The 13,363-nt window shown below is 41.7% G+C and carries 11 protein-coding genes; 5 read left to right on the top strand and 6 right to left on the bottom strand.

Translation table 11 applies throughout. The features are described from left to right. Window positions 1-148: 148 nt before the first annotated feature. From ACTXGJ_RS04925 to ACTXGJ_RS04915, 3 genes are all read left to right on the top strand, one after another. A complete protein-coding gene (locus ACTXGJ_RS04925) occupies window positions 149-1,315 on the top strand; it encodes a nucleotide sugar dehydrogenase (RefSeq protein ID WP_443565295.1) in 1,167 nt (388 codons plus the stop codon). A gap of 83 nt (window positions 1,316-1,398) precedes the next feature. Further along, a complete protein-coding gene (locus ACTXGJ_RS04920; protein ID WP_439243281.1) occupies window positions 1,399-2,286 on the top strand; it encodes a hypothetical protein in 888 nt (295 codons plus the stop codon). An 81-nt stretch (window positions 2,287-2,367) separates the two neighbouring features. Continuing rightward, on the top strand, window positions 2,368-3,135 hold the full coding sequence (locus tag ACTXGJ_RS04915) for a hypothetical protein (RefSeq protein WP_443565294.1): 768 nt from the start codon (window positions 2,368-2,370) through the stop codon (window positions 3,133-3,135). Window positions 3,136-3,164: 29 nt separating this feature from the next. Here ACTXGJ_RS04915 and ACTXGJ_RS04910 read toward each other — a convergent pair whose 3' ends face one another. The 6 genes from ACTXGJ_RS04910 to glnE all read right to left on the bottom strand — a co-directional run bounded on the left by ACTXGJ_RS04910 (window position 3,165) and on the right by glnE (window position 11,496). Then, entirely contained in the window at window positions 3,165-3,971 is an 807-nt protein-coding gene (locus ACTXGJ_RS04910; protein ID WP_443565293.1) for a glycosyltransferase family 25 protein, read from the bottom strand. A 159-nt stretch (window positions 3,972-4,130) separates the two neighbouring features. Further along, complete coding sequence (locus ACTXGJ_RS04905; RefSeq protein ID WP_443565292.1) at window positions 4,131-5,213, bottom strand: glycosyltransferase; 1,083 nt, start codon at window positions 5,211-5,213, stop codon at window positions 4,131-4,133. A 127-nt stretch (window positions 5,214-5,340) separates the two neighbouring features. Further along, window positions 5,341-6,207 (bottom strand): glycosyltransferase, encoded by an 867-nt coding sequence (locus ACTXGJ_RS04900; RefSeq protein WP_443565291.1) that lies wholly within the window; start codon window positions 6,205-6,207, stop codon window positions 5,341-5,343. A 310-nt stretch (window positions 6,208-6,517) separates the two neighbouring features. After that, window positions 6,518-7,357 (bottom strand): glycosyl transferase, encoded by an 840-nt coding sequence (locus ACTXGJ_RS04895; RefSeq protein ID WP_443565290.1) that lies wholly within the window; start codon window positions 7,355-7,357, stop codon window positions 6,518-6,520. A 115-nt stretch (window positions 7,358-7,472) separates the two neighbouring features. Continuing rightward, entirely contained in the window at window positions 7,473-8,402 is a 930-nt protein-coding gene (locus ACTXGJ_RS04890) for a branched-chain amino acid transaminase (protein ID WP_439243293.1), read from the bottom strand. Between the two features lie 214 nt (window positions 8,403-8,616). After that, a complete protein-coding gene (glnE, locus tag ACTXGJ_RS04885; protein ID WP_443565289.1) occupies window positions 8,617-11,496 on the bottom strand; it encodes a bifunctional [glutamate--ammonia ligase]-adenylyl-L-tyrosine phosphorylase/[glutamate--ammonia-ligase] adenylyltransferase in 2,880 nt (959 codons plus the stop codon). A gap of 255 nt (window positions 11,497-11,751) precedes the next feature. Between glnE and ACTXGJ_RS04880 the strand changes: the two genes are divergently transcribed. Both ACTXGJ_RS04880 and tusD read left to right on the top strand, forming a co-directional pair. Next, entirely contained in the window at window positions 11,752-12,822 is a 1,071-nt protein-coding gene (locus ACTXGJ_RS04880) for an NADP-dependent oxidoreductase (protein ID WP_443565288.1), read from the top strand. Between the two features lie 131 nt (window positions 12,823-12,953). Further along, on the top strand, window positions 12,954-13,355 hold the full coding sequence (tusD, locus tag ACTXGJ_RS04875; protein ID WP_443565287.1) for a sulfurtransferase complex subunit TusD: 402 nt from the start codon (window positions 12,954-12,956) through the stop codon (window positions 13,353-13,355). The last annotated feature ends 8 nt before the right edge of the window (window positions 13,356-13,363 follow it).

Here is a 13,363-nt window from a genome sequence, read left to right as displayed (position 1 = left end):
GTTGTTCAAAGTAGCGCTCTTTCTAATATTAAAATACGACAACCCATCATTTTAGATTGTTACCTCAGCTTTCTTTCCTATAGGTTCACCGCTCTATTTTGTATGACCCTATGCGACACCACTTTGCTCTAAACCACTTGGATTTGTTATGAAAATTGCCGTTGTAGGTACCGGCTACGTAGGTCTATCAAACGCCATGCTCCTCGCGCAGCATAATCAAGTCGTGGCCGTCGACGTGGTGGCTGAAAAAATAAACCTGCTAAATGCTAAACAGTCACCTATTGAAGATAAAGATATTGATAACTTTTTGCTCAATAAAGCCCTCAACTTTACCGCCACTCTTGACGCCAAGCACGCTTATAAAGATGCTGATTTTGTTATCATAGCCACACCAACGGATTATGATAGCGAGACCAATTATTTTAATACCTCAACGGTAGAAGCCGTGCTTACAGAGGTCTTATCCGCCAACACCCAAGCGCTTATTATTATCAAATCAACAGTACCAGTTGGTTATACCTTGAGCGTAAGAGAGCGCTATGACACCGATAATATTATCTTCTCTCCTGAGTTCTTACGAGAAGGCCAAGCGCTGCATGATAATCTCTACCCTTCCAGAATCATCGTTGGAGAGCAATCAGAGCGCGCACAGCAGTTTGCTAACTTATTATTACAAGGCGCGATAAAAAAGGATGTACCGCTGCTGTTCACTGAATCGACAGAAGCTGAGGCTATCAAACTATTTTCTAATACTTATCTAGCTATGCGCGTGGCTTACTTTAATGAGCTAGATACTTACGCGCAGACGTTTGGGTTGTCCACTAAGCAGATAATCGAAGGCGTTGGTTTAGATCCTCGTATCGGCACGCATTACAACAACCCCTCGTTTGGTTATGGTGGCTATTGTCTACCCAAAGATACCAAGCAACTCTTAGCCAATTACCATGAAGTGCCAAGTAATCTAATCAGAGCAATTGTAGATTCTAATAGAACACGAAAAGACTTTATCGCTGATAAAATTATCGAGAAAAAACCTAAAGTGGTTGGCGTGCATCGTCTGGTCATGAAAAGTGGCTCGGATAATTTTAGAGCCTCTGCTATTCAAGGCATTATGAAGCGCATCAAGGCGAAAGGTATCGAAGTCGTCGTGTATGAGCCAGTACTTGAAGATGACGAGTTTTTTAACTCAAAAGTGATAAAAGACTTAGAAGAATTCAAAGCCATCAGCGATGTGATCGTAGCCAACAGACTATCCGAAGAGATAAAAGATGTGGCAGATAAAGTATTTGCGCGGGACTTATTTGGTAGTGATTGAATACTAAACTGTTAAGTATTAAGCTGAAGACCTAATGGTGAAAGAACTAGCATCAAGTAGACGTAAAATATGGATGTCATAACATGGATTTTGTAAATAGTATCGATATTGCCATAAACGCACGTATCATTACGATAAAAACTTTCAATAGTCGTGAAGCTAAGCAAAATCTCGATGGTCAGTCTGTAAATATTTTCGCTTCTGGACCCTCAATCTCTGATATTGACTTTAAACCGTCCGTACTAAATGCGGCAAGTATTTTTGTCAATGGTAGCCTCAGCCTATTAGATATACATCCCTTTAGTCAGGTTGTTGGCTATGTTATTAGTGATGAGAGATTTATAAAACATCAGCTAAGCCTGCTCAAAAACACTTATACCGGTCAGCCGCTATATATCACCATAAATGTGTTAAAAGCGATTGCTCGCTATCATCCTAAACTCATAGAGCAATATCATGACTCTATTAGAATCATCTTTGCTGTCGATAGGCCTTTAACCCAATCAGAGTTACTTATAACAAAGACAAAATCGAAAAATAGTCTACAAAAACTATTTGCGCGAGCGACCAAACCAAAAAAGACAAAATTTCCGCTCACTCATTTTTCTGATCATCCCAATTTTGTGATAGAAAACCAACAGACAGCTCAGCCCATCGGTGTGTCACTGGATATTACTGATGGGTTTGTCGAAGCTGGAACGGTCGCTTATGTCGCCGCGCAATTGGCTTTTTCAAAAGGGGCAGGCTCTATTCATCTATATGGTATTGACCTAATTAACAGCAATCAGCCAAGATTTTATGAGAGTAAGGAGGATAACGCGCCTTCTAAACTAGAAAAAGCGGTCAGTACTCGTATTATTCCTTCTTTTAACTTATTAGCTCGCATTTATAAAGACCATGGTGTAGCCGTATACAACCACTCCCCTGTTTCTAAAGACTTAATGACCACTATTATCAAGACTGATAACTAATTTATCAGTTTAACTTTTAAAACGCTATAAAATAGAAATTAAATATATACTCCTTCCTAACTTAGCCTTTAGGTCAAAAACATGACAAAGATGAACGCTTTAAAAAGAAAAGCTATTTTAATTTTCAAAAGTGAAAAACGCCTTGGCGCAGGCGCTATTGTAAAGACTTTTAATGATAAAAGTATTGAAAAGATGAAAGCCACAATTATTAGCGAGGCAATGTGTGATCCTAAAATGCTCACTTATAAACCACGTACCAAAGATCTGACGGCTCATTTAGAGAATATAAAACATCAGTTTATTGGTCAATCGGAGCTATGCTTTTACCATGCAACGCTGACTATATTATTGCGTAGAGGCTATAAAGTAACTGAGACTTTCGCTGACTTTGAAACTTTATGGGTTACAGAAACGGATTATCTACTAAAAAACCTTTCTCTACGCTGGATTATATCGGCTACTGATACGTTTGTTGACCACTCACCAGACCCGACTCGTAGTGCTATTTTAATGAACGCCGCGACCTTAATAAACACCCTAAAAGTTTATGAAACTCAGGAGTTTTTATATGATGATGGTTCGCTAAAGATAATAAATCCTGTTCAAAAACAGAAATTTATAGAGCGTGATCAATCACTATATGATGGGTTAACATACTTTAGAATAGGTAATGACGATACGCTAAATAATATGCGAAGACGCTATAAGAAATTTACGAAAATCGATCCTTTGGCCAGTCAAATCCTTCTTAGTATATTTGATCGACTACAATACTTGGATACTGCATTTGCTTTAGCAAAATCGTTGCATAGCGATAGTAGCATTTGGTGGGAGGATCAAAACCATTAATAAAAGCGTTTAATATTTATCGGTCTATTCTATTTAAAGGTGAGTCTCAGCTCTTTAATACCTTTAAACCTAAGATTTATTTTTTCAATAGTATTGTTAGGTTGTTTAATTAATCGCTTACCTTCTCTTACAACTTTTTGTACAAGCTTTTTGTTTTTTTTAGGCACACCATACCTATTGTTTCTCTCAGTCTCAAGATAGCTAATTAATGGTTTGGAGCAATTGTGATTTTGGCTTTGAATACAGATTGCAGGTACCATTTGATATATATTAGCCTCATAGTTATATAAAAAATCACCAAAAACAATATGATCAACAGGAATTAGTTCTTTATTACTCCTAACTATGTCGAGTAAAATATGCGCGGTTTCAAGGGTGATGATATACCCTGCACAACCTGTATGTTTAGTTGCCAATTTTACAAACTTCCTATTACCAATATTTAAGCTTTTACAACGTCCGTTGACTTTAATCGCATTATTATAGACTTCAAGCTTCAAGATATGAGCATCATCCGGCTTCCATTGTAAAATATTATTTAGATAAAACTCTGAATCTTCACCGAGATAAACATCATCCTCAAAAATACAGACATAAGGATAGTTATTGTCTACAGCGAACTGCCAAATACTAGCGTGACTCAAAAAACAAGCGATCTCATTTTTTCCTAATTGCGTATTAATGATTGCAATATTTAGTTTTTTTGCCACAGCTTCAATCTCAGTAGCTTTAACTGCATCAAAAAACTCATAAGAAATATGGTTACTTTCAAACTGCTCTTTTATATGCTGCCTTCTATCATGTGCATTTTCTAGACTGATAATAAGCTTTTTCATAAAATCCTTAAAAACACATAATTAAAATAGATCTGTCATAGACTTAAGCTAGCGACACTTATAATCTAAATTAACTAATGCGCGTGAAAAATGACCATCACTTTGGTCAAGGGGTAGCTATCAAAAGTGCTCATTTTTGAATTTTCAACAGACCTTACACTAAAAAACGTCTTTAGCAAATTCTAAATATTTCTGAGCGATACCCACCGGTAACAACGCTTCATCAAATGGCGCGTCAAACTGCTGCGGATCTGTCATAGCTTGCTTGAGTTTGTCAGCGATAGCGTCGATATCATTCATAGGCATCAAGTTATCTTCTGGCAAAAGCTCGCTCGGTCCAGACGGACAGTCTGTACTGATAACAGGCGTCCCTAGCGCTAAAGACTCAGCAATGACTAAGGCAAAACCTTCCCAGTCAGAGGTCAATATTTTAAATTGAGCATGTTTGATAAAGGGGAAAGGATTATCTTGAAAACCTAGAAATACGACTTTGTCTTGTATATTGAGCTCTACAGCCAGCCGCTCCATCTCTTTTTTGTATTTTCCTTGACCGAGTAATAACAAAGGCATAGATTGATCGGTTTGCGCGTAAGCCTTTAATAATACATCATGGCGCTTGGCGCGCTTAAAGCTGCCCACATGGATAATGTAGTTGTGATACTCAGGCACGAACGTCTCTGCCATACGCTGAATATAGTCTCTATCGATTGGATTATGGATAGCAGTTATTGAGCTGACTTTACCGATATTGGCTATAAAATCCTCTTTGACTCCATGGCTGACACACACACAAGGATGCTTGGAGTATATATCGATCAATTGTGTTTTTAGTTTATCTCTGTTTTTGACTTGCTCAAACTGATTCGACAGCGATAAAGTGTTATGAATGACATAAATGATATTATCAAGCTTGCTATGACTGAGCACACTATCGGCGCGCTCAAGATTAGATAAAATGATATCGGGTTTGCCGATGTTATTGGAAATATAGCTATCAAGCGCACGAGAAAAAATTTTATTGCGACGCGTCTCGCCCAATATCAGCTTATAAGGCTTATATCTGAGCAAATGATAATTAAGGTTCGGATTTAGCTTATATTCTACTAAAGGTTTAAACCGTACAATATGAACCTTATAGCCCAATTCATAAAATCCCTGCCCTAAAGTTAATACAACGCGTTCTGCCCCGCCTCCTTGTAAACAACTGATGACAAGTACTGCGATTTTGCTATTTTGACTCATAAAAACTAACCTATTGATGTGTCAAGACGCCTACATTTTAGAAAACAAAGACACTTATACCCTTCTTATATTTTGAATCTCTCATATGCTAATACTGATTGAGCGCTTTATTGATACCGCCATTCTGTTAGCGCTTAAATAATCGTGAAAATACTGTCTTTATTGCTTTTGGACGAGTAATTTTATTGCCTTTATAGCGCTTATGAGTCTTTTTAGGAAAGCTGCCAAACGGCTCTATTCGGTAATCATCAAGCTTGTAGCCCGCTTGCAAGGCTTCTTGATAATATTGATCAAATAATTCGCTAAGCTCAGGTCTTGGATGCGGCATAATTTTACCATCAAACCAATGCTTACTGCCTTCTTTTTCGATTCTTGGTATCGAGTACTTATGACTGAACTGGGTACCCATATCTGAATAGTGCAGTATTTTAATATCTGCTATAGCTAAATCCTCACCATCGACACAGTTATAGCTATCTTGATAAGGCTCGATCAGCTGAGGTTGTTGGTCAATGAGTTGCATCATCTTTTCATGACTGTTTTCATCTGCTTTAAGCTGATCAACCGGCAATAGCTTACCTTCAGCTTTATTGCAGTCCCAAACACAGGTACATAAACGGGTCATATCCGCTTTGGTTTTAGCCGCTACAATCGACTGCCCTTCGATAGGATGGTTCCACAGAGCTTCTAGATCATCTAAGACCACCATATCGGCATCCATATAGATAGCACGACCCTTAAAGTTACAGTACTCTGGAATCGCCCAGCGAAATCCTGAGAAGGGCGTAGCCCATTTGACCGTATTCCAGCCCTCACCGGTCTTCGGATTTGAGTACCAAAAACTTTTAGGATCACGAGATAGTTGCATCCAGATGATCTCTACAGGCGTATCGGTATGTTTATGGATACTGTAATCCAGCACCATCATCTGTTCTAAATCAGAGTTGTTAGGATCACAGCCGACGAATATTTTAATAGCAGCATTGTTTTTCATATTTTTACCTACTGGTCATAAAAGGTTTCTGTATTTTTATAACTTTTACACTTATTTAAAACTTCAAATAATAAGCTTTATTATTTAGCAATATCATCAATCCATTGCACAGAAAATTGAGCGGGACTGGGTTGGTTTTTTGCAGCCTCTATCAATGTAGGCGCAGTACGTAAGCAAAAATTAATTCAGTTCCACGTCATGGTATAGTGTCGCTATTGCATTTAATAGCACCTTTCATTTGGTATTGATAGCTACTATTAGATGAGACTACCGTCAATAAAAATCCCCTAAAGCTAACCAGACTTTACGGCTACTCTCTCCAGTGTTTTTCAACCCAATCTACGGGCAAGATAAAATGACGCAGATGACGTAGAGGATGTTTTAAGTTTTTAGGTTGTTTTAGGTTTTTCAAATGATCTTTGATATTATTAGCGGATTTTTTATCGTATCTGCCATCGATAGCATTGGTGGGATATAGCCCACCCGGAAATATGATAATTCGCGCCCCTTTTGGAACTTTAGGCGCTTTGACATAGTTCAATGGAAAAGGCTGACGGCACTTGCGTCTAAAATGGGCGACCCATGCTTTAGGAAACAGTTTTACACCACCTGGTACATTGCGCGTCACAAAGCGCTGTTCGAAACGATACTTATCGGCAATACCTTGCGGATCAGCTTTGAACTTATCTTGAAGAGATACTAATGACCCTACTTGAAAGCGAAAACAAGAGGTCTGTCCTAAGCGCTCCAATGGGTTACTCGGATTGTATGACAATACGACATCGTCAGGCTTACCATATTCGAAGAAAGGGTCGAGACTATCTACAATCACAACATCCAAATCCAAAAAAAGTACTGTGCCAGTAATGTCGCCTAACGTCTCGCCCCAAAGCCGCGACTTTGGCCATTTACCCAAAGTATTAGTCGGCATAGTAATATCTAAAGGCGGCAATTCTTGACATTCAATCTCAGGACGCACATCGGTGGTATCATCAGTAAAGCAGACAAAACGAAACGGCGGAGTAATATTGCGCGATACCATGCCATAGAGCTTATTGGCATAATCTGCACCGTATTTGCTACCCCATTTGATACAGATAATTTGTTTAACGTCATTATTGCTATCTTTATTTTTATCTTTTTTAAACATGAAAAAGGCTCACTATTATTGTAAGTAATTAATGTGCTGAGTATTTTAACATAAAAAAAAGGCTGAACCCTTAGCTTCAGCCTTTTATACTCGCACTAAATTAGGACTTAATACATTAATCAATAAAATCGAGCCAATCCATATACTGCTCATTGCGGCCGTGTACCACATCGAAATAGAGGGTTTGCAGCTTTTCAGTGATCTCGCCGCGTCCACCGTTACCGATGATACGGTCATCGTACTCACGGATCGGTGTTACCTCTGCTGCCGTGCCGGTCATAAAGATCTCATCAGCTAGATAGAACTCATCGCGAGTAATACGGCGCTCAGTAACTTTAATGCCTAAATCCGCGGCGAACTGGATAATAGTCCGGCGCGTAATACCGTCAAGCGCGCCGCCAGCTAAATCTGGCGTATGCAGCTCGCCGTTTTTGACCAAGAACAGATTCTCACCTGAGCCCTGGCAGACATAACCTTGCGAGTCCATCAGTATCGCTTCATCGTAGCCATTACGCGTCACTTCGCGGTTTGCCATGATAGAGACCGGATAGTTACTAGCGGCTTTAGCCTTACACATAGTGACATTAGGCAAGTGATGGGTATACGACGAGGTTTTGACGCGGATGCCATTTTGGATACCTTCCTCGCCCAAGTAAGCACCCCAATGCCAAGCGGCGACCATCGCATTGACGCTATTAGTATGGGCAGAGAGTCCTAGCTTTTCGGCTCCAACCCAAATGAGTGGGCGGATATAAGCCTCAGCTAGTTTGTTTTGTTTGACCACATCTTTATGCGCTTGCTCTAGAGTCGCTTGATCAAAAGGCACTTCTAGCTGGAAAATCTTCGCTGAGCCTAATAAGCGCTCAGTATGGTCTTGGAGACGAAAGATCGCGGTGCGATTATCAGCAGTCTGATAAGCACGAACCCCTTCAAATACGGCGATACCATAATGCAGGCTGTGGGTTAGTACGTGGACTTTAGCATTAGGTTGGTCGATCATCGTGCCGTTCATCCAAAGCTTGCCATCTTGTGTTGCCATATTCATGTCAGAGTCCTTATGTTAGTACGAGTGACTAACTTTTTTTGTAAAAGTAAATGTTTTAAGTGCAAATTGAGCTGATTATATCACCGGCGGCCTTAGCGAATAAAACTTTTTATTTTAGCAGCCGATAGCTTTTGTTTATGGAACATTAGGGTCTGTTGAAATCTAATATCCATGATGTTTTTGGTTAACATTTTATGGTTATCACTTATTATTGTTATGACTTGTCGTCGCTATGGGTTACTCCCATCAAGCGTTGCCATTGGTTCTGTACAAGTGCCCGAGTTTCAAGCCAAAGCGACTCATCTACTAGCAAGGACTGTTCAGCGAGCGCTAATTGATGAGTCGCGGCGCGGATGCGCAAATAGGCATCAGTCAAATCTTGACAGACTGCTTGCTCCCAAATACCAAGCTCCGCCATCTCCTCAAAAATACGCACATTGTCGCTCCACTTGGTCAAGCTTGGATAGTCATGCGCATAGGCTAGCACCGCAAACTGCGCTAAAAACTCGATATCAACGATGCCGCCTGCATCTTGCTTTAAATCAAACTTACCCGCTTTCTTCTTTTGGCGACTCGTCCCAAGATGGCGCTGCATTTTTAGGCGCATTCGCGTCACCTCCAAGCGTACTTCATCAAGGGTGCGCGGTAGCGATAACACTTCGCGGCGTATCTCAACAAATCGTGCGGTCACGCGCTTATCCCCGCAGATAGCTCGCGCCCGCACTAACGCTTGATGTTCCCATGCCCACGCCTTGTCGCGCTGATAGGTTTCAAACGCATGGCAAGAAACGATCATCATGCCCGCGTTACCTGAAGGCCGCAAGCGCATATCGATCTCATAAGCACGCCCATCACGGGTTTGGGTATTGAGATAGGTCATAAGCTTTTGCGCAAGCCGCGCGGCAAACTTCATGCCACTCACCGACTTCTCACCGGTCGTCATACCTTGTTCTTTTATCTTATGCAAAAACACCAAATCTAAATCAGACGAATAAGACAATTCAAGCCCGCCAAGCTTACCATAGCCGATAATAGCAAAGCCGCAGTCGGCTTCCGTTACCGGATCGCCATTTTGAGCTATTGGATAACCGTAGCGCTTAACCAGCTCAGCAAAGGCGCGCTCAAGTGCTGCTTCTAACACCACAGCTGCAATGTAAGTTAGCGAGTCTGAGACTTTCATAATCGGTCTTTCGGCCAATACGTCGCTGGCCGCTACCGCTAATACTTGGTTTTTTTTGAATAAGCGCAAGACGCTTAGCAGCTCCTCTTCATCACTTGGCTCAACGCGAAGCAGGCGCTGACGTAAGATATCTCGTAGCTCAAGTTTGTCTGGTAGATGGCGATAGCGCTGCTGCAAAAAAGTATCTAATAGCACCGGATAGCGCGCCAGCTCCCCTGCAATCCACGGACTAGCCGATAACATCGGTATCAGCTCAACGGTAGCATTTGGGTTTTCAGCAATCATCACTAAATAAATAGAACGTCGACTAATGGCTTCAAGTAAAGTAATTAATCGCGGCAAGGCACTATTAGCCAACTGCTGCTGCTCTTGATGGGACAGCAAAGCGTGAATAACTACAGGATAAGCATCATCTAGCCGCTCGCGCGCCTCTTCGCTTAAGTTTGCTATCATTTTGGAATCCCAAAAAGCCTGCAATCGCACTCGGTTTTCTTCGCTTAATATCGTATCTAGCTGCGTGAGTTGTTCATCAAGATTGGTTGGCTGCGGCAGGCTGTCATCTTGAGTAGGCATTTGCCGTTCGGTCACCATTCGCTCAAAAGGAGCATTGACGGTTTCTCGATGAGCGTTTAGCGTCGTTAGTAGCGCTGACCAATCTGCAAACCCTAAGGTGATAGCTAGGTTATGTTGCCAATGCTCGTCATGAGGTAAGCGCTGCGTTTGCTGATCATTAATCGCTTGTATGCCGTGCTCAAGTCGCCGCAAAAACCGATAGGCGGCTTGCAACTGCTCATAGGTAGTCGGTTCTAGATACTCAAGCTCACACAAAGCTTGCATCGCTTGCAAGCAAGATTTGACTTGTAGCTGCGGATGGCGACCACCATAGATCAGCTGAAAGGCTTGTACGATAAACTCAATATCTCGAATACCGCCAGCACCGAGCTTGATGTTATCTAAATCCTCGCGCTGCGCCACTTGATTTTGAATCAGCGACTTCATTTCACGCAGCGCTGAGAAAGCGCTATAATCTACGTAGTATCGAAATACAAAAGGCTTAATCAAGGCTTGTAATTGCGTATAAAACGTTGGTGATACTTGTCCGACTACTCGCGCTTTGAGCCAAGCAAAACGCTCCCAAGCGCGGCCGTGATGGGCAAAGTATTTTTGCAGTGCAGACAGATGAATCGCCAGGTCACTCCCATCACCCCAAGGGCGCAGACGCATGTCTACCCGAAAGACAAAACCATCAGCGGTATTATTATCAAGCAGCTTGATAATCCCTTGACCTAAGCGCGTCATAAAGCGCTTGTTATCGATGCTGCGCGTGCCTTTAGCCTTATCACCATCGGTCATGCCGCGGGCTTGATGCACAAATATAAGATCGATATCACTCGACAAATTAAGCTCATGAGCGCCTAATTTCCCCATAGCCATAATAGCCATGTCGTCCGTTTTTAGCTCACCTTGATCATTAACAAAGGTAGGTTTGCCATACTTAACAATCAATTGCTCATAAGTGTACGTTTTAGCGAATAAGATACAGCCATCAGCAAACTCAGAGAGCTCATCGGTGAGCTGTTCAAGCGAGATAATACTAAGAGCATCTTGCCAGATCCAACGCATCATCAGCAGCATACGCAGATGACGCAGACCACTCATGACTTTGGGCTCATCGGCTGTTTGATAATTCTCATCTAAGGTATAATCTTGAATAAGATCGTCAATTTGTTGACGCGTTAAGGTTTGCTCTAAAGGATAGCTACGCAGAAAGGTTTGACAGGATATCGTCCTACTCTCCCACACCTGATAAGCAAACTCACTCGCGGTTTGCAAGACTTGCAGCTGCTCAGATGTCGGCTGATAACTTGCAACGCTCGGTATAGTGGAGGACATCTCTGATGACGCGGATAGCATATAACTATTTTCCCCAGTGACATAGGTAGTGATGGATTCAAAGCTAAAATAAGCGCTATAAGATAATAAATATTTTTCAATATAGCATGCCGTTGTAGCATAAATTTACCACAAAAAACGCAAGCTCTCTTCGAATCTGTCGGCTTTATGGTAGCATAAACAAGCTTGTTATAGAGGCTCATAAAGCTAAGGTTATGTCTGAAAACAGATCGAAAAAACACCAAAGCCTCTTCTTTATTAAAAAGGTGTCATAAAATGCAAAATAATACTGATAATACTGATAATACAAATATAAAAAATAACCAACCTCAAAACCAGCAAATTGTATTGGCGGAGCATCCGCAAGGCATTCCAACCAGAGATACTTTTAAAATCAATGATATTGATATGCCTGAAAGAAAGGAAGCTGAGGTATTAATTAAAAGTATTTATGTCTCCGTTGATCCGGGGATGCGTGGCTTTATGGACAAAGGGGATGATGACGCCGCAGGCAATAAGTTTGCCTTAGATCATCCCATTACCAGTAGGACGGTGGCGCAAATCATCAGCAGCGATAATGAGGACTTCAAAACAGGCGATATCATCCATGGCCGCTTTGCTTGGCAGCGGTATCAGAGCGTCAATATAGAGGATATCGAAAAAGTCGATCCAGATCTTGCGCCCATCTCCACTGCTGTCAGCATGCTTGGTGTGCCAGGGCTTGCCGCTTACTTTGGTATGCTAAAAATAGGCCTGCCCAAAGCAGGTGAAACCGTTATCGTCTCGGGTGCAGCAGGCTCAGTCGGTAGCATGGCCGCTCAAATCGCCAAGATTAATGGCTGCAAAGTGGTTGGTATCGCAGGCTCTACTGAAAAAATTGACTATCTTGAAGGCGAGCTAGGCCTAGACAAAGGTATCAACTATAAACAAACCGAAGACATGCAAGCAGCGATTAAAGAGGCTTGCCCGGACGGTGTTGATGTATTCTTTGATAACGTTGGCGGCGAATTGTTCGACGCCGTTTTTGCCAATATTAACCGGCATGGGCGCATTGCTATCTGTGGTCAAATTGCCGAATATAATGCTGACAATCCGCCAAAAGGACCGCGACCTATGCATACCCTGATTAAGAAAAGCGCGCGTATGGAAGGGTTTGTCGTCTTTGATTTTAGCGATGAGTTTGATGACGCCAAAAAGCAAATCAGCGAGTGGTATAATAGCGGGCAATTAAAATATAGAGAAAATCTTGTTGAAGGTTTTGAAAATATTCCGTCCGCCTTTATCGGGCTGTTCGAGGGCGACAATATCGGTAAACAAATGGTCAAAGTGGCTGATTTAGAGTCATAATTCATATTTATAATTCTTATATTCCTTTAAAAACACAAGCTATATAGTGCGACTAGGATAGTCTAGTGACAAGCTAGCGCTACTTTTATGCCCTTATTTTATAGCCTGCATAACTTTGTGATACTTAATTTATGACTACCAATACCACCCTACTGATTACCAAAGATCCTAGCCATCCGTTAGCTCATTTAGCACTGCGTTACGCAAAAGCTTTACTTGATAAGTCTGATGAGAATAAGAATCCGGCCTTACAGCTGTTTTTTTATGCCGATGCCGCTCATCTAGCGAATCGCTTACGTTGGCAATCTGCCGACCAGATCGATTTAACTCAAGAATGGCAAGATCTAGCCCGCAAGCATGACATAGCTTTGCCGGTTTGCGTCAGTACGGCGCTGAGTCGCGGTGTCAGTGATAGTGAGAACAGCGCTCGTCATCAGTTAACTGGTGATAATTTAGCTGACCGTTTTGCGCTAGTAGGACTAAGTGAGCTGGCTATGATGCTGCAAGATGATAATCGCCTGATAGCGTTTTAGGGACTAAC

Origin of the sequence: Psychrobacter sp. 1Y11 (assembly GCF_052259045.1) — a bacterium.
In the GTDB taxonomy this organism is placed as follows: Bacteria; Pseudomonadota; Gammaproteobacteria; order Pseudomonadales; family Moraxellaceae; genus Psychrobacter.
This window is presented reverse-complemented; position numbering and strand designations above follow the sequence as displayed.

Bases quoted from the DNA above. Each gene is read 5' to 3' on its own strand.
- ACTXGJ_RS04925 (WP_443565295.1), top strand. From the start codon at position 149: ATGAAAATTGCCGTTGTAGGTACCGGCTACGTAGGTCTATCAAACGCC.
- ACTXGJ_RS04920 (WP_439243281.1), top strand. From the start codon at position 1,399: ATGGATTTTGTAAATAGTATCGATATTGCCATAAACGCACGTATCATT.
- ACTXGJ_RS04915 (WP_443565294.1), top strand. From the start codon at position 2,368: ATGACAAAGATGAACGCTTTAAAAAGAAAAGCTATTTTAATTTTCAAA.
- ACTXGJ_RS04910 (WP_443565293.1), bottom strand. From the start codon at position 3,971: ATGAAAAAGCTTATTATCAGTCTAGAAAATGCACATGATAGAAGGCAG.
- ACTXGJ_RS04905 (WP_443565292.1), bottom strand. From the start codon at position 5,213: ATGAGTCAAAATAGCAAAATCGCAGTACTTGTCATCAGTTGTTTACAA.
- ACTXGJ_RS04900 (WP_443565291.1), bottom strand. From the start codon at position 6,207: ATGAAAAACAATGCTGCTATTAAAATATTCGTCGGCTGTGATCCTAAC.
- ACTXGJ_RS04895 (WP_443565290.1), bottom strand. From the start codon at position 7,357: ATGTTTAAAAAAGATAAAAATAAAGATAGCAATAATGACGTTAAACAA.
- ACTXGJ_RS04890 (WP_439243293.1), bottom strand. From the start codon at position 8,402: ATGAATATGGCAACACAAGATGGCAAGCTTTGGATGAACGGCACGATG.
- glnE (WP_443565289.1), bottom strand. From the start codon at position 11,496: ATGCTATCCGCGTCATCAGAGATGTCCTCCACTATACCGAGCGTTGCA.
- ACTXGJ_RS04880 (WP_443565288.1), top strand. From the start codon at position 11,752: ATGCAAAATAATACTGATAATACTGATAATACAAATATAAAAAATAAC.
- tusD (WP_443565287.1), top strand. From the start codon at position 12,954: ATGACTACCAATACCACCCTACTGATTACCAAAGATCCTAGCCATCCG.